At 53.9% G+C, this 18,310-nt stretch carries 18 protein-coding genes and 1 pseudogene; 4 read left to right on the plus strand and 15 right to left on the minus strand.

The window, feature by feature from the left end; all coding sequences use genetic code 11:
- Positions 1-320: 320 nt before the first annotated feature.
- From KGP17_RS27385 to KGP17_RS27400, 3 genes are all read left to right on the plus strand, one after another.
- Positions 321-542, plus strand: coding sequence for a hypothetical protein (locus KGP17_RS27385; protein ID WP_223499795.1), 222 nt, complete (start codon positions 321-323; stop codon positions 540-542).
- 524 nt (positions 543-1,066) lie between these two features.
- Positions 1,067-2,014, plus strand: a complete 948-nt coding sequence (locus KGP17_RS27395; RefSeq protein ID WP_223499796.1) for an Rpn family recombination-promoting nuclease/putative transposase — start codon at positions 1,067-1,069, stop codon at positions 2,012-2,014.
- 28 nt (positions 2,015-2,042) lie between these two features.
- Positions 2,043-2,381 carry a DUF2913 family protein gene (locus tag KGP17_RS27400; RefSeq protein ID WP_371822219.1) on the plus strand — a complete coding sequence of 113 codons (339 nt, stop codon included), beginning with the start codon at positions 2,043-2,045 and terminating at the stop codon, positions 2,379-2,381.
- On the opposite strand, the gene KGP17_RS27405 is transcribed toward KGP17_RS27400, so the two are convergent.
- The 14 genes and pseudogenes from KGP17_RS27405 to KGP17_RS27470 all read right to left on the minus strand — a co-directional run bounded on the left by KGP17_RS27405 (position 2,346) and on the right by KGP17_RS27470 (position 16,285).
- Positions 2,346-3,041, minus strand: a complete 696-nt coding sequence (locus tag KGP17_RS27405) for an IS6 family transposase (RefSeq protein WP_223499797.1) — start codon at positions 3,039-3,041, stop codon at positions 2,346-2,348. The genes KGP17_RS27400 and KGP17_RS27405 overlap by 36 nt on opposite strands.
- A 57-nt stretch (positions 3,042-3,098) precedes the next feature.
- Positions 3,099-3,350: pseudogene (locus tag KGP17_RS27410) on the minus strand (transposase); the annotation flags it as partial.
- Between the two features lie 144 nt (positions 3,351-3,494).
- Positions 3,495-3,989 (minus strand): GNAT family N-acetyltransferase, encoded by a 495-nt coding sequence (locus tag KGP17_RS27415; RefSeq protein ID WP_223499798.1) that lies wholly within the window; start codon positions 3,987-3,989, stop codon positions 3,495-3,497.
- A 992-nt stretch (positions 3,990-4,981) separates the two neighbouring features.
- Positions 4,982-6,064, minus strand: coding sequence for a Replication protein (locus KGP17_RS27420; RefSeq protein ID WP_371822220.1), 1,083 nt, complete (start codon positions 6,062-6,064; stop codon positions 4,982-4,984).
- Between the two features lie 272 nt (positions 6,065-6,336).
- Positions 6,337-6,603, minus strand: coding sequence for a replication regulatory protein RepA (locus KGP17_RS27425; protein WP_115160188.1), 267 nt, complete (start codon positions 6,601-6,603; stop codon positions 6,337-6,339).
- 145 nt (positions 6,604-6,748) lie between these two features.
- Entirely contained in the window at positions 6,749-7,294 is a 546-nt protein-coding gene (locus KGP17_RS27430) for a phospholipase D family protein (protein WP_223499799.1), read from the minus strand.
- A gap of 135 nt (positions 7,295-7,429) precedes the next feature.
- Positions 7,430-8,167, minus strand: coding sequence for a type-F conjugative transfer system pilin acetylase TraX (traX, locus tag KGP17_RS27435; protein ID WP_223499800.1), 738 nt, complete (start codon positions 8,165-8,167; stop codon positions 7,430-7,432).
- A gap of 1 nt (position 8,168) precedes the next feature.
- Positions 8,169-13,415 (minus strand): conjugative transfer relaxase/helicase TraI, encoded by a 5,247-nt coding sequence (gene traI / locus KGP17_RS27440; protein ID WP_223499801.1) that lies wholly within the window; start codon positions 13,413-13,415, stop codon positions 8,169-8,171.
- On the minus strand, positions 13,415-14,071 hold the full coding sequence (locus tag KGP17_RS27445; protein WP_223499829.1) for a hypothetical protein: 657 nt from the start codon (positions 14,069-14,071) through the stop codon (positions 13,415-13,417). The genes traI and KGP17_RS27445 overlap by 1 nt, the downstream gene beginning before the upstream one ends.
- Positions 14,058-14,624, minus strand: a complete 567-nt coding sequence (traE, locus tag KGP17_RS27450) for a type IV conjugative transfer system protein TraE (protein ID WP_223499802.1) — start codon at positions 14,622-14,624, stop codon at positions 14,058-14,060. Before traE ends, KGP17_RS27445 begins: the two co-directional genes overlap by 14 nt.
- 14 nt (positions 14,625-14,638) lie before the next feature.
- The gene (gene traL / locus KGP17_RS27455; RefSeq protein WP_065684418.1) at positions 14,639-14,944 is read right to left on the minus strand and encodes a type IV conjugative transfer system protein TraL; all 306 of its coding nucleotides are present in this window, start codon (positions 14,942-14,944) and stop codon (positions 14,639-14,641) included.
- Positions 14,945-15,093: 149 nt separating this feature from the next.
- Positions 15,094-15,444, minus strand: a complete 351-nt coding sequence (gene traA / locus KGP17_RS27460) for a type IV conjugative transfer system pilin TraA (RefSeq protein ID WP_223499803.1) — start codon at positions 15,442-15,444, stop codon at positions 15,094-15,096.
- 64 nt (positions 15,445-15,508) lie between these two features.
- Positions 15,509-15,838: a TraY domain-containing protein gene (locus KGP17_RS27465; RefSeq protein WP_245398332.1), complete on the minus strand. Its 330-nt coding sequence runs from the start codon at positions 15,836-15,838 to the stop codon at positions 15,509-15,511.
- Between the two features lie 252 nt (positions 15,839-16,090).
- The gene (locus KGP17_RS27470; protein ID WP_223499805.1) at positions 16,091-16,285 is read right to left on the minus strand and encodes a TraY domain-containing protein; all 195 of its coding nucleotides are present in this window, start codon (positions 16,283-16,285) and stop codon (positions 16,091-16,093) included.
- Positions 16,286-16,544: 259 nt separating this feature from the next.
- On the opposite strand from KGP17_RS27470, the gene KGP17_RS27475 reads away from it, so the two are divergent.
- Complete coding sequence (locus tag KGP17_RS27475; protein ID WP_223499806.1) at positions 16,545-17,324, plus strand: helix-turn-helix domain-containing protein; 780 nt, start codon at positions 16,545-16,547, stop codon at positions 17,322-17,324.
- A gap of 237 nt (positions 17,325-17,561) precedes the next feature.
- On the opposite strand, the gene traM is transcribed toward KGP17_RS27475, so the two are convergent.
- Positions 17,562-17,957: a conjugal transfer relaxosome DNA-binding protein TraM gene (gene traM, locus KGP17_RS27480; protein ID WP_223499807.1), complete on the minus strand. Its 396-nt coding sequence runs from the start codon at positions 17,955-17,957 to the stop codon at positions 17,562-17,564.
- Positions 17,958-18,310 lie beyond the last annotated feature (353 nt).

An 18,310-nucleotide genomic window follows, 5' to 3' on the forward strand; every position in this document is an offset into this window, starting at 1 on the left:
TCCTCTCTCTGTTGCGGAGCCTGGTAAACAGAGCGCTACAGGGAGAGTGCACCATAGCGGCCAACGGGCGGTATTTTCACGCCATGGTCGCCCAGGTGTTGTTTTTTGGCTATCTAACAGGCCACACGCTTATCGGAGAACAATGTCATGGCAACAGAAAACCTCGACCATACCCTCCTGCGCAGTCTGGTTGGTGCTGGTGCCGTCAGCGCCACGCGAGTGTTGTATGCTGGATACTGAGGGTCAGATACGGCGTCGTTGAGCGCACGCTGATATCACGCAGCCAGCAGGTTAGGCAGTTTAAAAAACTGGAAACCCTGGTGGGCTATCTGAAAAAGGTGGGTATTGTTCATTTTGAAGTGGATGCATCACGCTTCTCGGCAGAGAGCATGAGTCGCATTACTCGCCCGGATCGGTCTGCAGCGATGAAACGGATCCACGAGGCAGCGTATGAGGCGGGCCTCAAGGAGAAAGCCTCTCTGGATGACGAGAAAGTCGTTGGTCATGTCGACGAATGGAAAGCCGAGTCACCTGAGGAGTAGACGTGAGGTGTACTGGCAATAGCGGACACTGTCATTTCTTCTTTTTTATGCAGCTTTCTTACCGTTGTTAACGCGACAGAGTCCAATAAGTACGTCAAAGTCAGCACGGGTGTCGATAACCTGTTCAACAAGGATTACAGCGAACACCTGAACCTTGCTGGAAACAGCAGTTTCGGCTATTCCGCGAATACGTCTGTTAATGAACCGGGCCGCACCTTGTGGGCAAAAGTTAACGTGAAGTTCTGACGCAGTCTGAGACAATGGCAGTCGGCCCTGAGAGTTGCCAGGGCCATCACATTCAACATAAACAATAAATTATCTCCTTAGCGTGGTTTTTTACATCATTGGCCCTCAAACCCCTATCACTCCAGCTCGGCTGGCCTAGCGATGACTTCCTGGCGAATCACAGAGCCGTTTGGCGTCCGGTGTTTCCGGCGTAGCCCCCTTCCAGGTACCATCTTGCCTAAGGGGGAAGCCCCGCTCAGCCATAGTGCGCCAATCACTGAACGTGCTACGATAGCCCCATGAAAAAAAATCCTACCCCCCATGATGCCACATTCCGCCAATTTCTGACGCACCCCGAGATTGCGCGCGACTTCATGGACATCCATCTGCCGGCTGAACTGCGCGCCCTCTGCGACCTCAGCACGCTGAAACTGGAGTCCGGCTCCTTTGTCGAGGATGACCTACGCCAGTATTTCAGTGATGTGCTCTACAGCCTGAAAACCACCACCGGCGCTGACGGTTACGTGATGGTGCTGATCGAGCACCAATCAACACCGGATAAACACATGGCTTTCAGGCTGCTCAGATACGCAGTGGCCGCCATGCAGCGTCATCTTGAAGCAGGTCACAAAAAGCTGCCATTGGTCATCCCCGTCCTGTTCTATACCGGCAAACGCAGCCCGTATCCGTATTCCACCAACTGGCTGCAGGAGTTTGATGACCCCACACTGGCCGGGAAACTGTATAGCGGCGATTTTCCGCTGGTTGATGTAACGGTCATCCCCGACGAAGACATCATGAACCACCGCAGCATGGCCGCCCTGACCCTGCTGCAGAAACATATTCGCCAGCGCGACCTGGCTGAACTGACGGACAGACTGTCCGCCATTCTGCTGGCGGGCTATCTGTCTTCGCCACAGGTCATTTCGCTGATACACTATATTATCCAGGCAGGTGAATCGGCGGATGCACAAGCATTTGTTCGCGCACTGGCCCTGCGGGTACCGCAACATGAGGAGGAACTGATGACCATCGCACAACAGCTTGAACAAAAAGGCATAGAGAAGGGTATCGAGAAAGGTATCCAATTGGGTGAACAGCGCGGTATGGAAAAAGGGCGCCAAGAAGGTGAGCGTGAAGCATCACTGAAAATTGCCCGTGCCATGCTGGCCAGCGGTCTCGATCGCGATTCGGTAATGAAAATGACCGGTCTGACCGCTGACGACCTGGCGCAGATCCGCCACTAATCCTTTGCGTCAACGGGCAGGGTAGCCATTGTTAGATAAAACCGAATCCGTGACCACAGAGAACACTACCTCAGCACTCAGCCATCTGGCGTTCTGCGCCCTGGTGGCGTTGGGGCTGGCGCGCCAGGACGGCATCGCCGGCACGCCCTATGCCGAAAACCTGTTTCTGATCCGCTGGCTGGCCACCGCCCAAAAGCAAAAACGCTTCCCCAGGAGCGTCGCGATTGACATCCAGTGGTTACTCGAACGTGGCCGCAAACACGGCCCGGCTGGCAAACGGTTCTGTCGCATTAACGGGCACAGGCCAGCCAAAGTGGGTGTTGCCGATTATTTAGGCAGCCAACAGATAAAATTGTTCCGCAGGTGACAATACCTCACTTTCCGGATGCTGATATTGTCCTTTGCGTATCATGTGGATCAATTCGATGCCCGCCAAAAGCCCCTGTGCCCGTCGAAACGATTTGAATCCCAGCATCGGTCTTATCCGGCGTTTGATATTGCGGTGATCTTGCTCAACCAGATTGTTTAGGTACTTACTTTGCCTCACTGTAATCGTTTCCTCATCGGGTTTGTCGGCGTTGAGCGTGGCCAAAGCCGCTGTGTTGGCCCCACTTTTATCGATAGTGACCCCCTCGGGTTCGCCGTGATGACGTATGGCCTTGCGGAAGAAGCGCAATGCGGCGGCGGCATCACGTTTGGCAGTGAGCAGAAAGTCGATTGTCTGGCCTGATGTGTCAACAGCCCGGTACAGATACTTCCACTGCCCGTTCATTTTGATGTAAGTTTCATCCATTCGCCATCGACGACCCACCGAACGTTTATGCCGGCGGAATGCCTTGTCCAACAACGGCACCAGACGGATAACCCAGCGATGCAGTGTGGAATGGTCAACAGCAATGCCGCGTTCAGCCATCATTTCCTCGAGATTGCGCAAGCTAAGGGCATAAGCCAGATACCAACGAACACATTGCGCGATGATATCGATGGGATAATGCAAGCGTTTAAAGGCATTCCTGATCAGAGACATTAATAGGCAACATTACAAAAAAAACAGCATATTACCTGACGCCGCCTTAACGCGACAGAGCCCATCCTGCAACATCGCCTTGTCGAGGCTCAGATCAGCAACCAGCCTCTTCAGCCTGAGATTTTCTTCTTCGAGCTGCCGCATGTGCTTCAGCTCTGAAGGGGAAATCCCGCCGTATTTTTTACGCCACGTGTAAAAGGTGGCATCAGAGATACCCAGTTTACGGCAGACTTCAGGCACCGATGTACCCAGCTCGGCCTGTTTCAGGGCAAAGACAATCTGTTCTTCGGTGAATCGTGACTTTTTCATCGGCACAACCTCCACTCAGGGGAGTGTTTATCATGCCGGAATTCTGTTTCTGAATGGAGCAGGATGTTGGGGTAGGGTCAAATTTCCGATGTCCAAACTGACCCCATGTAGTCCCTTAGTAACATTGTGGCGATCGTCCGTCGTTTATTCTGACTCCAGGCAAAGAAACTCAGAGCCTCTTTCAGACGTTCCCATAACGTCAAAGCCTCGCCGCTTAAGCATCCCTGCCATCTGGACTGATCCCGGATAACACTTGGCCGTTACGATATGAGAACGATATTCATCGAGTGCGATGGAAAGCAGTCGGGTACCACATGCTTTACCCCGCATTGATTTTGTGATGTTGATTATCCGGATTTCGGTACATGGTCTGCCAGCCAAATCCTGCGCTGCGCATAGCCATAAGAAACCCACTTTACTGTCATCCGATTTGCGGAGCAGCATGAGAATGGTATGACCGGTGTACTGGCCAGAATCATTCATTTGAATGACTTGGCGGATCTGTTTTTCAAAAATCTTGTTACTTTTCGGTATCAGGAGCTCCTGATGTAAATGTCCATTTCTTGCGCTGTCTTCACATTCACTCATGAAAAATGGAATGTCTGACAGCGAAATCATTTTTGTATAAAAATCATTCATTAATATGTCCCTTTTAATGATGCTTATTTTACGGGTATATCACACAAGTGTTTATAAGCACAGTCGTTTATATAACGTACAATCCGGACTGGCGAGCAGTGCGCAGCCGGTCTTCTGAATGCCGCATAGCGGCATGAAGGCGCCAGCAGGTATTACCTATAACTCTGCTGATAATTGGCGCCGATAGCCCGGCGTAGCCGGTTCCGGTTTGATAGGTTTCACCTATACTACCCCTCGCCCTGTAGAGCCAAACCCACTAATAGCTCCACTAAACTCTTTTTGCGCGGTCGGAGTGGGCACGGCAAGGCGTAGCCGCCGCCGGGGCGTATCTCCGCGTTAGCGGGCCTTTAGGGCCGCTTACGAGCGTGTAATCTAAAGCTCCCGCAACACTTCCTTCAGCCACTCGATTATTAGTTACAACACCCATTTCAAAGCCACTGCTGTTCCCGGCCTTTGGCCGGGGCGGCGGCGGCTTTGCAGTGGGTGGGGAGTTGTTTGTAGCCGAGGCTGGCGACGATGTGTTTTGACCACAATGGTTTACTGTTATCGAGCAATTAGACTCAGCGACATGGCCCGCTTTAGCGGGAGCTACTTTACCGGCGTAGCCGGTGGGGTTCTTGTTACAAGAGCTGCGTGTTTGCTCGGTATTTGATTTTCCAGGGGTGTTCTGCCTGAGCAAAGCGAAGGAGGTATCATCGAGCGCTGTTGAGCGCGATGACATCCCCTTTTTTAAAAGGCTTATTTTGTTATGGATTAACGTTCGAAAATAAGGATATCAGTACGTTATGGTTCGAAATTAACTGTCTTCTTCGAAATTAACTGCTGTTGTTAACGCTCCCGAATATCTGGATCCGGAAGAGGATGGCCAACCCGCCTCATTTTCGCCATCACCGGCGCCCACATCCCTTGCAAAAACAGCAATTCCTGAACGCCAGGCAGCACAAAACCCGCGTCGGGCTGGACACGGTTTTTTCAGTCTGGGTTTTTGGTGACTAGAGTTTGCCGGCGCGTTCCAGCAGTCGTTGATAATAGGCTTCCGGATCGCTGTGAAGCAGCCCCGGATTATCGCGCTGGAGCGCCATTTCCAGCTGCACGACCTCGTGACGCATGGTTTTGTTCGACCAGGCGACATAAGCTTGATACATCAGGTTCTGGGCCTTTTTGTGGCCTTTGCCATCAGCTTTGATTTTGCTCTGTAGACCGTCCAGGAGCAGATCGAGACGATCACCTTGCTCAAGCGTATCGAGAGCATCTTCGAGCTGGCCAACCACCTGCTCTTTCTTGCGAGCCAAATCCGGGTTGACCACCCAACGTCGGATCTGCTTGAGCCGGTTACGCAAGGAGTGACGGTTCTTGATATCGATACCAATGTGCTCGATACGCAGTAAATGGCGCTCATATTTGGTGCGCAACGTTTCCGTCAGGCCGTTCTTGATCGCCCAGGTACGGAATTGGCCGAGCCACTGACGGATTTCATCGACGGCAATACCACGGCTAGTGAAGAATCTTTCACTGAGCCAGACACGCAACGGCTTGTTCTGCCCACTGTCGGTATCTTTGCCATGCAGGACGATCGCGTACTGCAGCTGTTCCATCACCGACAGTGCATTAAGCGCCACATCATAGGCTTTGCGCCCACTGTCGTAGACATGCAAGACACCCATGTAATGCGCCAATTGCTCCATCGGAGCCATGATTTCGAAAGGATAGTCGCTGTCCGGGTTAAAGTCGCAGTTGGCCGCCATCACCTGTGACAGAGCCGTCAGCGCCTCACAGGCCTCGGAACGTGCGTGAACGCGCATCGGTTTGGGAACGTAATAGGGATCGTTGCGTTTGGTATACGGAACATACCCATTTTGACGCAGCTCGACCAGGTCGGGGTTGCGATGCCAATTGTGACTGCTGACACGGGCGACCACTTTCGACGCCATGCCACGCGGTACGGCACATCTCAGCCCTGGCTGATAGCGGCGATGGATTTTAGACGTCCCTTTGCGTAAGGCATTAGCCTCCCCGCGGCGGGTACGATTGGGTTCGATTATCGGAGCATCAGACGCGTAATTCAGGCTAGTCAAATAGCCCTGCGCTTATGCTGCACGATAGGAGTTGAATTTTTTTTGGCACAATTCTATACTCCCTGCATAGAGCAACGCTTCTATACAGTTTTGAGTGAGCCCCGTTAATCTTTCCGACCGCCAAGTTAGAGAAGATTATCGGGGTTTTTGCTTTTCAGAATCCGGAGAACTTGCTCAACGTCTTCTGTCCCTGCCACCATACTGGCGTGGCCAACCTAAAAATATTTAAACGATCAGCACATTAGCACTGAGTGAACCAACGATCAAGAAGGTCACCCCATTACCAAACATTCTTTGCGTTCCACTTCACGTTCTATCAAGCGTTCGATCAACTCAGCTTGAGTCAACCCATACTCTTCACATAGATCGATCAAATGATCCTTCAGTGGCTTCCGTACAAATATCTTAACTTCTTTATGGGTTGATTTCTTTCTAGCTACGGATGCTTGCTGCTTTTCTGCAGGACTCAAAGGGTTACCTTTACGATACACACGTTTTGCATTCGATGAAGGAGTAACAATACCTATCGCCTGTGACATCTCCGCCTCCCCAAGGATCTAAAAAGGATCGATTAGGCAAAGACTACTACAGTTTCCGACAGTTAGCAGCAAATGATCGTGATCTGCGACTCATGTTGGCGCATGAGCAATGATGTTCTGCAGATCTGATGGCTTGAAGAAAGGATCAGTAATTCGAATTTAGCGGTGTGCCTTCAGCCCAAAGGCGTTCAAATTCCTGCTGGTAGGCGCGCGCCACAGCTGTTTCGTCGCGGATCACCACCACATTCTCGGCATTGCGACTGAACGCTGATGCTGTGTAGTTCGCAGAACCGGTCTGGACCGTCCGCCCGTCAACCACCACAAATTTCGAATGCTGCTTAGCATATTTACTGTTCAAGCGAACGGGGACCCCTTGATTGGCCAGAAAAGTCACAGCACTGTACGGAGCACGGCTGTCTTTATCGTCTGCCAATACGCGTACCTGGACACCACGCTGCTGCGCATCCACCAGAGCCAGCGCCACCGGTTTTGAGGTAAAGCTGTATGCAGCCAACTCAATACTACTCCTGGACTGCGCCAACGAATCAAGTACCAGGGTCTGCGCCTGCCCGGGGGTAAACGCGGCTTCGACGGTAGCACTAGCAGGTTGCATTACGAGTAGGGGCCCGCTCAACAAGGTCAGACACACCAGGCTGGGCAATGACCGTCTGCTGACGAAATACAATTCCATGAGAACCTCTTGTTATTGAAGTACCAACTGAAACCCCGGAAGAGAAGAAAACTTGTTTTTCCTCTTTTCCGGGGTTGGACAACGGAGCAACGCGAAGGCGTCAGGATGGTGTACCCTATCTTTCTGGCCGTTGCGTTACATCGCAATCAGTCCCAATACCGCCAGATGTACGGTGTAGAACAGCGGAAAAAATTCCCGGGGCCGGAAGCGGGTGACCAGACGACAGGAGCGGCTCAGCACTGTCAGGATGACGCCCGGTATCACTAGCCCCGCTATCACCATCGCCGCACCGTCGCTGGCGTTCAGCGCCAGCATCACCAGCGCAAGACAGCACGCCAGTCCGGTGCGCGTGGTGCGCCTGGCCGTCATGCACACCCCGCAGGCCAGTAACAGCATCATGATGCCGGCAAGGCCATAGCTGCCGCCCGAAAAGGGATACCACACCAGAACCAGTCCCAGCGACAGCGGCCACACGCGGGGACCGTGCTGCTGCATCAGCGCCAGCGCCTGCCCGCTGACCGCAAAGGCAAACAGGATATTGCCCTCATACGGCTGCAGCCCGGCGAGTATCCAGCCGCCCTGTGCCACCACAGCCCACCCCCACAACCGGTTCAGCGACGACTGACGGATGCGAGGATGGCGGGCCAGATTCATCGCCCAGACCAGGCCGAACAGCGGGAAAGCACCCCGTCCAAGTAGCCGTAGTGCGTCGTTATCGAGCCCGAACAGCAGGCTGGTGTGGTCTGCCACCATCAGTAGCAGCGCCACGGTTTTAATCAGGTCGGTTTGCCCCGGTGTCCAGATCAGCAACCGTTGCAGCCAGTTGTCTGTAACCACCACCAGGGGGAAGAACACGTTATCCTCTGCCCGCATCTCAGTCTCCGCTCAGTGTTTTTTCCCGGTCGAGGTCACGCACCACCTCGCGTTCCATCTGTTGCAGGCGTTCACGTTGCACGTTCTCATGTGCCACCTGTGCCACCGCGTCATCGCGGCGGCGCTCCTCATGATTGTCCGGTACCCTGACCGCGTCAGGGGTGGGTTCCTGCGTCCCTTCCAGTTCACGCGCCACTTCCCGTACCGGGTCTGTTCCTTCTCTGCCCTTATCACCGCTGCGCGCCATTTCCCGTACCGCCTGCGCGGCCCGTTCTTCCATTTCGCGGCGTTGCTGTTCGGCCTGCGCCTGCTGCGCCACCACCTCTGGCGGCAGCTTTTCGCCATGCTGTGAGCCGGTGACCACATCGTCCGATACGCCATCAGCCCAGATCCGGCCCCCGGTGATGGCACCGGGGTTCCAGGGACGCCCCTCGCTGCCAGGCAGACGCACCACCACGCCGCTGTGTGGATTTTCCCGCGCCAGCTTCAGCGCAGCCGGCATATCGGCCGCCAGCAGTGATTCCCCGTTACGGCTCACCTGCAGGCCGGCAAAGGTGGCTGCCTCACTGCCCATCACGCGGCCTTCGTCCGTTAAGCCCCGCACTTCACCCTCAACGGGCATCAGCGAACTCAGCCAGATACCTGCCGGCTTACCGTTGCCGTCAAAGGCAGGCAAAGCCACATGCGGCTGCGGATATTTACGGCCAGGCGAGATGAAACGCGCCATCGACCCGTCCGGCGACAATCCGGCCTGGCGCAGCACTGCGCGTCCAGCTGCCACCTCTCCCAGCGGCTTTGCCGTGCCCATCAAACGCTCGGCATTACTGACTGCTCGATCACCGCGAGGCTCCAGAATGTCATGCGCCGTACTGCGGGCGCGGGATTTTCCCATCGCCTCAACCCAGGCCGCACGGTTGTCGGTATACACCTGCGCATGCTGCTTCATACGGCTCAGCGCCACGTAGGCCGATTCGAAGCTCGCCATGGCTTTTCGTGCCCCTTCCGTGCCCAGCAGGGCAATCGCAAACGGCTCACTGGCCCCCTGCGCCCCGTGTGCAGTGACGGCGTAGGCTAGGTCGATATGCTGTTCTGCCCGCTCGGCAGCGGGGTTCACCGTCCGGGTCTGCTGCCCGTCTGTCAACGTGACCCTGTCACCGTCAATCTCGGATATTGTCCAGACGCTGTTGGCCACAAAACCACGCTCATTGTCGCTTTTGGAGAAACGCATCCGGTCGCCGGGCGATACAGTGAGAGTATCCGGGCGATACAGCGTCACCCCCTCTGTCGCAGCCTGGGTGGGCGACAGCGAGCGGGTGTTGCCCTGTTCATCTTTCAGGGTGACCAACTGCCCATCCTTATCCAGGCTGTCAATCCGATAGTAGGTGTTGTCCAGCAGCACCAGATTGTCTTGCGCCGCCTGCCAGGTGGCCATTTTACGCAGCTCACCGTCACGCAGGTTGGCGGAGGTCAGTACCGGTAGTCGGGCCTCCTGCTCACCCAGTTCACCGGCCGCCTGACGAGCCTCATGTATCTGCGCGTTCAGCGCCCGCCGGTCGGCGTTCAGGGTCGTCACCACGATGGTCTGTGCCTGCGCCTGCGGTGTGCGCCCGGTGTAGTCCCGTACAATGGCTTCATAGAGGGTGGCGGGCTGTGCGCCGGGCGTCAGGCTCCCGTCGGCCAGACCTTTCTCGATGGCCTTCTCCTGCGCCGCGCCGAACTCCACCACCGAACTCTCCGGCTGCCAGGCACCCGCCTGACGCGGCACCTGTGCGGGTGCCACCTGCTCAATGGTGTTGAGGGCGCTGTCGATGTCCCGGTCAATCAAACTGTAGACCGCCGGTTTCAGGGCAGGAGTCTGGCGAACGATCTCCTGCATCACCGCGACGTCGATGGCGCTGCGGTTTTGCAGCAGACGGAACGGTTGGCCAGGTGCGATGGACTGCAACTGATCGGTGTCGCCACTGGACACCGCCCTTCCGCCGCCCCCAGCGATCAGGCCATAGGCCCGGGCCATATCGGCATTGCCGACCATTGAGCTTTCATCCACCAGGAACAGCACGTTGCGAAAATCCGGCTTTTCGCCGCCGCGCAGCTGCTGTTGCGTGTCGTGAATAAACGCAGCGAGCGTCTGCGACTCCGGCACGCCGGCATCGCGCATTTCGCTCACGGCTCGGTGGGTGGGTGCCACGCCAATGACGCGGGGCCGCTGCTCCTCCGGCAGTGTGCCGATAGCCGACATTACCGCCCGGAACTGGGTCGTTTTCCCCACCCCGGCGTAGCCCTGTACCAGGGTGAAACGGTCGGAGGACTCCAGGATCATCCGCGTGGCATTGCGTTGCCCGGATGTAAGCCCCTCCATCTGCGCCACTGGTACACGATGCATCAACGGCGCAACGGCATCCTTACCTTCCAGCACATGGCGGATAATGCTTTTCTCAGCGTTATAGGATGCACGGGCAACCAGCAGTTGCAGACCGTTCCCCGGTGAGACCGGCACCGACATCAGCGAACCCTCCCGGGTTTGCTGGTCTATCTCCCGCTCAATCGCCGCCAGTCCTGGCCCTGTCGGCGCTGCCTCGCTGGCCTCCGCCATCAGCTGCGGTTTTGTGAAGGCAAGGTTGCGACTTTCCAGTGCCGGGATGGCCAGATGAATGGCCTGCTGAGCCGGGGTGTGCAGCGCGTTTTTCTGGTGTGTGAGCGCCTCTTCCAGTCTGTCATGCCCGGCGGCTTCCTTGATTTGTGCCGACACCACGCTAAAGGCCGACTGTCTGGCCAGTTTCTCCGTGGTTTTCGCTTCGGTTTGCGCCGAGTACAGCCGCACCTGCGGACCGCTCAGGGCCAGCTTGTTGAGGGTGGTGGTGTCCATCTCCCGCAGGCTCAGCGAGGCAAAGACCGTGGCGTTATCACTCACGCTGCGCCCGGGCGATCCCACCCAGCCTTGCCCGACTTTCGGCGCCGTAAACGGGCTGTCTCCGGACGGCAGCGTCACCGTTCCCTTGCGACCGGGAAGGGTCACGGCTATGCCTTTATCATCAAAGCCGGTGACGGTCACGGTATCGCCACCCTTAAGCCGTGCGCCTGGCGTTTTGCCCAGCACCGCCAGTCGGTCCCCTTCCGACACCGGGATTTGCGTGGCACGAAGCAACGACCAGCTGCTGTCGAGCGATGCCAGCCGGATCACCTGACTTTCACCCTGCACATTGCGCAACGTCAGGCTGTTATTACGGGCGGTAACGCGGTCAATCACAAACCTTTCATGACGTCGCGCCTGAGCATCCCAACGCTCCATCACCATCCCGTCGCGGTAGTGGTCGCGCACCTGCTGATGGCGACTGTCCAGCCACACCGGCTCGAGCGCGGTGATGGTGTGCTCTTTCTCGCCCAACACGCGTTCTGCACGCAGGGCATCACGCACCGCACCTGTGAGCGCCGCCTGTTCGCGGGCACCAGTGACCTGTGCCACGCTGTGTTCTCCCGCCCGTATACTGCGGGCAAAGTCGGTGGCCAGCCGGTCATAACGTTGACGCCGGTCAGGCTCGCTGATGACGTCCACCCGGGTTTTCTCCCCCTGCTGCCAGCTCAGCGTATTCACGCCCGTTTCTTTCATCACTGTCAGGGCGCTGCCGGTGCCGCTGCGTTGCCCGCTGTCGGTCATCAATAGCTGCACGTTATGACGCAGGGCACCATCGAGCAGCGTCAGCGTCTCTTTGAGCGTCAGCTTTTCGGCCTGGTCGACAATCAGCGTGCTGCCCGGCAAAAATGTCATCCCCTCCGTCAGTGCCCGCCGGTCGGTAATGTGCTCCCCGCCAAGGCGCTCATCCTGCGCAAGGCTGCGGGCCGAGCGGCGATCTGCCGCCACTATCTGCACCTCACGCCCCTGTTCGTGCGCCATCATGGCCAGCTCTGCTACACGCTCACGCTGGCCAGCGGCCCCCCCTTGACCGGCCACAATCGCCACCGGCAGACGGTCCTGCGCCAGCACACTGACCGCGTCAGAGTAAGCTCGGGTTCGGGGCTGTGCTTTATCCGCAAAGGTATCAATCGGCCCGGCCCGCTGCAGGTCGCGGGTCAGGGCCGCCACCGACAGTTCGTCGAGCACATGAATGTTTGAGGTGAACAGGCCTTTTTCTTTATCGAGCGGAATAAGCTGTTCGTTTTTAATCGCCGACTCGATGCCCTCGCGCGCCTGCGCCACTACCCCCGGCTGCGCGGGCAACTGACCGATTGTGGTAGCCAGCAGTTCAGAGTAAGTGAAGCGCGCCCGCCGGTCGCTCAGCATGCCGATGGCCAGGCCGACCGACGCACTGATGTCGACGGCCTCCACGGACGGGGCCGGGATGTCACCCGCCTGCGCACGCTGGTCAGCGTCCTCGCGGTAGCCCCGGATATCGAAGCCGGTGGCTTTCAGTGTGTGCATCCACTCGCTCATCCGTTGCTCTGGATCGACCTTTTCTTTCGGGCGCCGCGTATCCAGCGCGGCCATGTCGCGTGATTTTAGCGATGCATCTTCCCCTACGGCCTCCTTAATCGCCTGAGTGCGACTGGAGAATTCGACGACCGGTACGTCTTTCAGCTCCCACATGCCGTGCTTCCCCACGACCTCCGTCTCATAGCCCAGCGCCGTGACATCCTGATGCAGTGTGGCGCGGTAAATTTTGCCGAAGGCTATCTGGTTGGCGTACACGTTTTCGATGAAGCCGGTTTTGCCGACCTTATCGCTGCTGAGCGTCCGCCAATCATCACCGTACCGGGTGAGGTTGGCCACCACGGCATGGGTGTGCAACAGCGGCTCCTGGTCACGGCTGGTATCGTGGTTAAACAGCGCCATCACCAGATTGCCGGTCAACTCGGTCTGACTTTTACCGTCGGTCATCACCCGCGTCGAGGCCAGTGCCTCCACCTGCTTCACAGCGGTATCCACCGCGTGGTTGTGTGCGTCAATCAGCCGTGTGTCGCCGCCGAGCATGGCCATCACTGAAATACTTTTGGGGGCTGAGAAGGTCAGGTCATAGCCCGGTCGGTGCTTGTTGGCACCCTCCTGCATACGGCTGAGATCACTCCCGTCCGGCAGGCGGCCTTCCAGCAACTGGGTGAAGGTTTTCTGGTCCACTTCCCCTTTAAGCCCCAGCTCAGCAGCCCCCTCGCCCGCCCAGCGTTCTCCCATACTGCCAATGACGTAGTAGTTATCCTTGTCGGTGTAGTAGTTTCCGGCGCTGCCGGCCGATTTTACTGTCGCCAGACTTAACATCAGAGGTTATCTCCTGGTTCGAGGTCTTTTTCAGGCGAACGATGCACATTGATGTTCACCTCTTCACGGCGCTGCATATCCTTCCCTGACAGCCTATCTTGCTCAGCCTGCCAGGCTTCAAAGGCATCCCAGTCCACCACTTCGCCGCTGACATCAATACCGGGCGGCAACTTTTCAGCGTCTTCGGCTTTGGTGGCCAGCTCTTGCTCGGTACCGCCAACGCCCACCGCTGCTGCCGATGAACCGGATGTAGCCGCAGGTGCGCCACTCGTCGCTGGGCGCTCCATGGGCGCAGCAGGGGCAACCGGCGCGACAGGGACGTCCACAGGCGCGGGAGGTGCGCTGGCTACCACTGACACAACCGCTTCAACCGGAATATCCGGCGTAAACAGCACTGCCAGACTGCGAGATTCGTCTTCGCGTGCGGCCAGGGCGAGGTTCAGACGCGCATCCGCCTGCTCATCCAGGGTGCGCGGGATGAATTCGGGTGCGACCTTCGGTCGTGGCTGGTACTTCAGGGCCATCTTCACTGCCGGATAGGGTCCCGGTAGCGTGACATAACAGGAGAGATCCGGCAGCGTCTGGATGTCGGAGTAGCTGACAAGCGTCACGCGCTCCATGTCCTTGCCCAGCGTAATACGGCTATTTTTGTGCATCGCTAATTTCTCCGAAGTGAACCAGCCAGCTAACCCCGTCCTGGCGTTCGAACTGCAAGACGTACTGCTTCAGCTCAGGGTAAGGTTTGGAATCGCCAATCCAGGTCTTCAACTGTCCGCGAACGTCAACGCGGCTGCTGCCCGGATACACCTTCACGCTGGTCATGTAGAAGGCCGAGTTAACGTTGTTGTCCTTGATCCGCGTGGCGTCTTCTGCCAGTTTGATTTTTAACGCATTCTGGGACGCCGGACGGACATACATCAGCAGTTGTTCGTGTGAGGCATCCACGGTTTCCGGCGTGACGTTGACGCGCAAGGCAATGAGAGAGAGGGCCATTTGTTGCAGGTACGATGCATCGGCCTGATTCTGTGATACGGCGAACGGTGCGTTGTAGAGCATCGGCGTAACCGCCACCTTTTGTTCGTTCTGCAGGCGATAATTATTAATCCCCTGAATGACGTTGGTACTGAGGCTCAGCAGCAATAGCGTCCCCAGCGAGAGAAACCCGATGGCGATAACGCGCTGTGTACTGAGGCGTGCTCCATGATCCATCTGAATAATCCTGTCTATTTGATCCACTGCCGATAGCAGGAGTCTGGTACGTCGTGGAAAATGCCCCTCAACAGGGAAGTCGGCATATACCAGTACACCAGGTCCCGCAGCCATGTACTGCCACGCCCTTTTTTCAGTTTCTTAATGGCCAGATACGCCAGGACGCCCGCGACAATCCCCAAAAGGTAATGCTGCGACCAGATCCCCCATCCCAGGCAAATAATGGCCGGGATGAGTTCGTCCACAGGCAGACCAAACCAGCGCCCTTGATTGGTGAGCGTTTCGGGGAATCGGTATTTTTTGAGAGACTCGTCTGCCATTTAAATAGGCCTCCGGGTAACTGGTGGGCAGCCGCGAAATCTCTGCCCACCAGAATTCAGGCAAAGCAATCCCGTGAACGCGAATAAACGCATTCGAAATTAAAAAAAATTAATAAGCAGGGACGCTTTCTACTTCCACTAACGCGGAATTAATACCCGGCGACAGACATACCGATGGCGACAAACACCGACAGAATGGCGAAGCCGGCAAGGAACTTGAGGTTCTTGGTGGTCATATACATCACCGCCCCGACCAGCACCTCGGCCAGGATGACCCATTTCACCACGCTTGAACCGGACCCAAAGGTGCTCTTAACGGTACCGTCGCCGCTTGCCATCAGGTCTTTACCGGCTCCAGCTGCCATCACCGTTTCTGGGAAGGCAGCCGACACCGCCGCAATCGGCAGTGCGAACTTCAGCGCTTTGAGAAGACCAACTTTACTGAATTTCTTTTTAGCAGCGGGTGCCTGTGCTGCATTCATCACAGAGATTTCTGTCATTTCATTATTCCTTCAACATAACAGTTAGATTTAAAAAGCGGTTGAAATTACAAACTTCATTACCTCAGTTGAAATTATTGGGTATCACCTCCACCATTTCTGCATTGTAAAAATCGGGAAACTTCTTCAGATGATCGTGAAGCCGTTCCCGTACCTCATAGGATTTACACCAGCCACTGCGATTTTTCGCGTTGATGAGTTTAAGGTTTGTTTCATCATCAAACCTGACGGTGGCATAGTGCTTCCGTGAAAAATCCGGGCTTTCCATGACGCTGAACATCGGAAAACGGTTAAGGTGATCTCGCACACGGAAGAACACCTCAAACCCCCGGCTTCTCCCACTACGTTGAACGGCAGCGCTTAATAAATCTTCCGTTGCCGTATCAAGTTTCACTCTTACCGTTTTCCCAAGAGCAGGAGCGCTGCTATATCTCCTCACAACCCCCTCCATTCTGTTTTTGACACAAGGTGATCATAACTCAGAAGCACCTCCGGACGTTTGTCCCAAAGGCCCCGCCCTTTAACATAAAAGTAATAATTTAATTACCACTCATTCAGCAAACTCTTATTTTTAATTATTTCAAGTTAAATTAAATAGATTCCCTGGCACTGCAAAAGGCCATGGTTGTTTGCCACGAAAAATTAATTACTTATCGTTCCTTAAGAATCTTTTACCTTCAGACGCAATATCTTCGAAGTTAATGAGATGGTCAGTTAAACGGAGTAAAGCCTCTTGTGTTTTACTGCGTCCTGTTCGTAGAGCCGACTCGGTAAGCAGACGATTTACGTTGGGACTCAATCTCATCACAAGCTGTACTGCTTTCCATTGTTCATCAGTCATAGTTGTAATTCCAAACTGAAACTAAAGGTATGAGTGGTAATTAAACATAAACTTACAAACATGTGAAGATCTTTTGAGTGTTTTTTTCTATTAATTTGAGCCTGTTTTGAGAATATTAATATAAATCATACTCATAAAGCACATATTGGTTCCCATTTCACCTATGATGCAGGTGTAAGGTAATGCCTGATGCTAGTGCCTGTATGAGCATCTATGCTCAGGAAGTGCTCAAAAACGAAACAGGAAGAGTCTTAAGCGCATGAAAAAAAATATAAATTACATAGAAAAAATCAGTAACCTGCTAACCCAAAAAGGTGTCGGGTACAGAAAGCATGCGTCGACAATGGCAACAATACTGGGGCTGCAGTACAACAGCGCCAAACAAAAGCTAGATGGCAAGAGGGGTATAACACTCGAGGAGGTAAGAAATATATTCAAATATTTCAATGAGCCTTTTGAAGGGCAAAGGGTACATAATTGTGTTTTTATTATGAACAACATCCACAAGCGATGCGTTATAGAGGTTAATGATAGCCCAGTGATTAATACCGAGGAAAATGAGACTTATGCGGTGAAAAAAGACGGTCTTTTTGTAATTAGCACAAAAAATGAGAACCCTCTTGATGTGGAAATATACAAGGTCAATTCAATAGACTTCTTGCCAGCTCCAAAAATTGCATTATTAGACAACGACCGTGATACTCTTGAACTTCTTAAGCTAGTTACAGCCCGATATGGGATAGAAGCAGATACGTATCAAAATAAAACCGAAATTATTGAGGCTCTAAGCAATAATCAGTATGAAGCATATATACTTGATTGGTTGCTTGATTTTGGTGAAACATCTGAAAGCGTAGTCAAAAAGTTAAGAGAAAAAACGGCCTCCTATAGCAACATAATAATTTTAACGGGGCAACTGAACCATTATGAAAAAAATATCGGCGATATGATTTTAAACTATGATGTAAAATTAATAGAGAAACCAGCAAAACCATTCATTATATCATCACTATTATTATCAACTTTATTTTTTAATTAATTCAACAAGGGTAAATATAAAGAATGAAGAACCTGCGCCATCTACTGGTTTTACACGAATTCTACGCTTGAGTGATTTCACGTAGTTTTTAATAATTGTTAACTGTAACGGCCTGACATCGAAAACCGCCCGACCTGCAATCAAGGGCGGTTTTCAACCCACATTAGGTGATTCTCACCGAACCTGAAACCCAGATTAAATGATAATGAGCCAGCATTATTAAATTTATTACATCAATCAAACATCATCTTCACCACCCTCATCTTTAGGGAAGAAGTTTGATACAATTTGGTCTACATCTTCGCGGATTGTTGTGACCATATCTTTAAATATGAACTTCTCGTTCCCTTCTAAATATGGACTGAGAGACACCATGCCTAAAAGCTTACTTGTCGCCATCTGCGATTTCAGCACATTCTCCAGCAACGTCTTATTAAAGAGGGCCTGATTGAATCCTGTCTCTTTATTGTTCATCTGGGCCTCATAGACCCTAAGCCCCAGTTCAATGAGCATCGTGGTGACACTCGAAAAACTGACATCTTTATCCTTAGCACCTTCCTGACGGCGTTTTTCTACTATTGCCATTATCTTGTCTGCCACGTCATCGCTGGCGTACACTTGGATCTTAGCCACGGCACCTTTCCTTATATTATTGTGGTTTTATTTGACACTGAAATATCAAAAACATGACGAATCGCCAAAAAATCGAATCGCAAGTCGAATCTAGATATACAGCAAGTCATGTAGCGAATCGTAGCAGGGGTCGACTCTAGGGTCAATTCGCACTAACAGTCTGATTTATAAAAATCGATTCGTCTACGACTTTTCACAGAGTCATAGACGAGTCGCTTAGATTCGTTGGCGATATATTTAGACTTCCACATTGGAATCGAACGGAATTAATAATTCCTAACCCACTGTTTCAACAACCAAATCAGCAAAAAGTAAATTTTGCGTGGGGTGTGGTGATTTTTGTGGTGAAGAGT

The sequence above is a fragment of the Serratia sp. JSRIV001 genome, from assembly GCF_019968745.1.
Taxonomy (GTDB): Bacteria; Pseudomonadota; Gammaproteobacteria; order Enterobacterales; family Enterobacteriaceae; genus Chania; species Chania fonticola_B.

Coding starts and splice junctions, on each gene's coding strand:
- KGP17_RS27395 (WP_223499796.1), top strand. CDS start 1,067: ATGAAAAAAAATCCTACCCCCCATGATGCCACATTCCGCCAATTTCTG.
- KGP17_RS27405 (WP_223499797.1), bottom strand. CDS start 3,041: ATGTCTCTGATCAGGAATGCCTTTAAACGCTTGCATTATCCCATCGAT.
- KGP17_RS27415 (WP_223499798.1), bottom strand. CDS start 3,989: ATGAATGATTTTTATACAAAAATGATTTCGCTGTCAGACATTCCATTT.
- KGP17_RS27425 (WP_115160188.1), bottom strand. CDS start 6,603: ATGTCACAGGCGATAGGTATTGTTACTCCTTCATCGAATGCAAAACGT.
- KGP17_RS27430 (WP_223499799.1), bottom strand. CDS start 7,294: ATGGAATTGTATTTCGTCAGCAGACGGTCATTGCCCAGCCTGGTGTGT.
- traX (WP_223499800.1), bottom strand. CDS start 8,167: ATGCGGGCAGAGGATAACGTGTTCTTCCCCCTGGTGGTGGTTACAGAC.
- traI (WP_223499801.1), bottom strand. CDS start 13,415: ATGTTAAGTCTGGCGACAGTAAAATCGGCCGGCAGCGCCGGAAACTAC.
- KGP17_RS27445 (WP_223499829.1), bottom strand. CDS start 14,071: ATGCACAAAAATAGCCGTATTACGCTGGGCAAGGACATGGAGCGCGTG.
- traE (WP_223499802.1), bottom strand. CDS start 14,624: ATGGATCATGGAGCACGCCTCAGTACACAGCGCGTTATCGCCATCGGG.
- traL (WP_065684418.1), bottom strand. CDS start 14,944: ATGGCAGACGAGTCTCTCAAAAAATACCGATTCCCCGAAACGCTCACC.
- traA (WP_223499803.1), bottom strand. CDS start 15,444: ATGACAGAAATCTCTGTGATGAATGCAGCACAGGCACCCGCTGCTAAA.
- KGP17_RS27470 (WP_223499805.1), bottom strand. CDS start 16,285: ATGACTGATGAACAATGGAAAGCAGTACAGCTTGTGATGAGATTGAGT.
- KGP17_RS27475 (WP_223499806.1), top strand. CDS start 16,545: ATGAAAAAAAATATAAATTACATAGAAAAAATCAGTAACCTGCTAACC.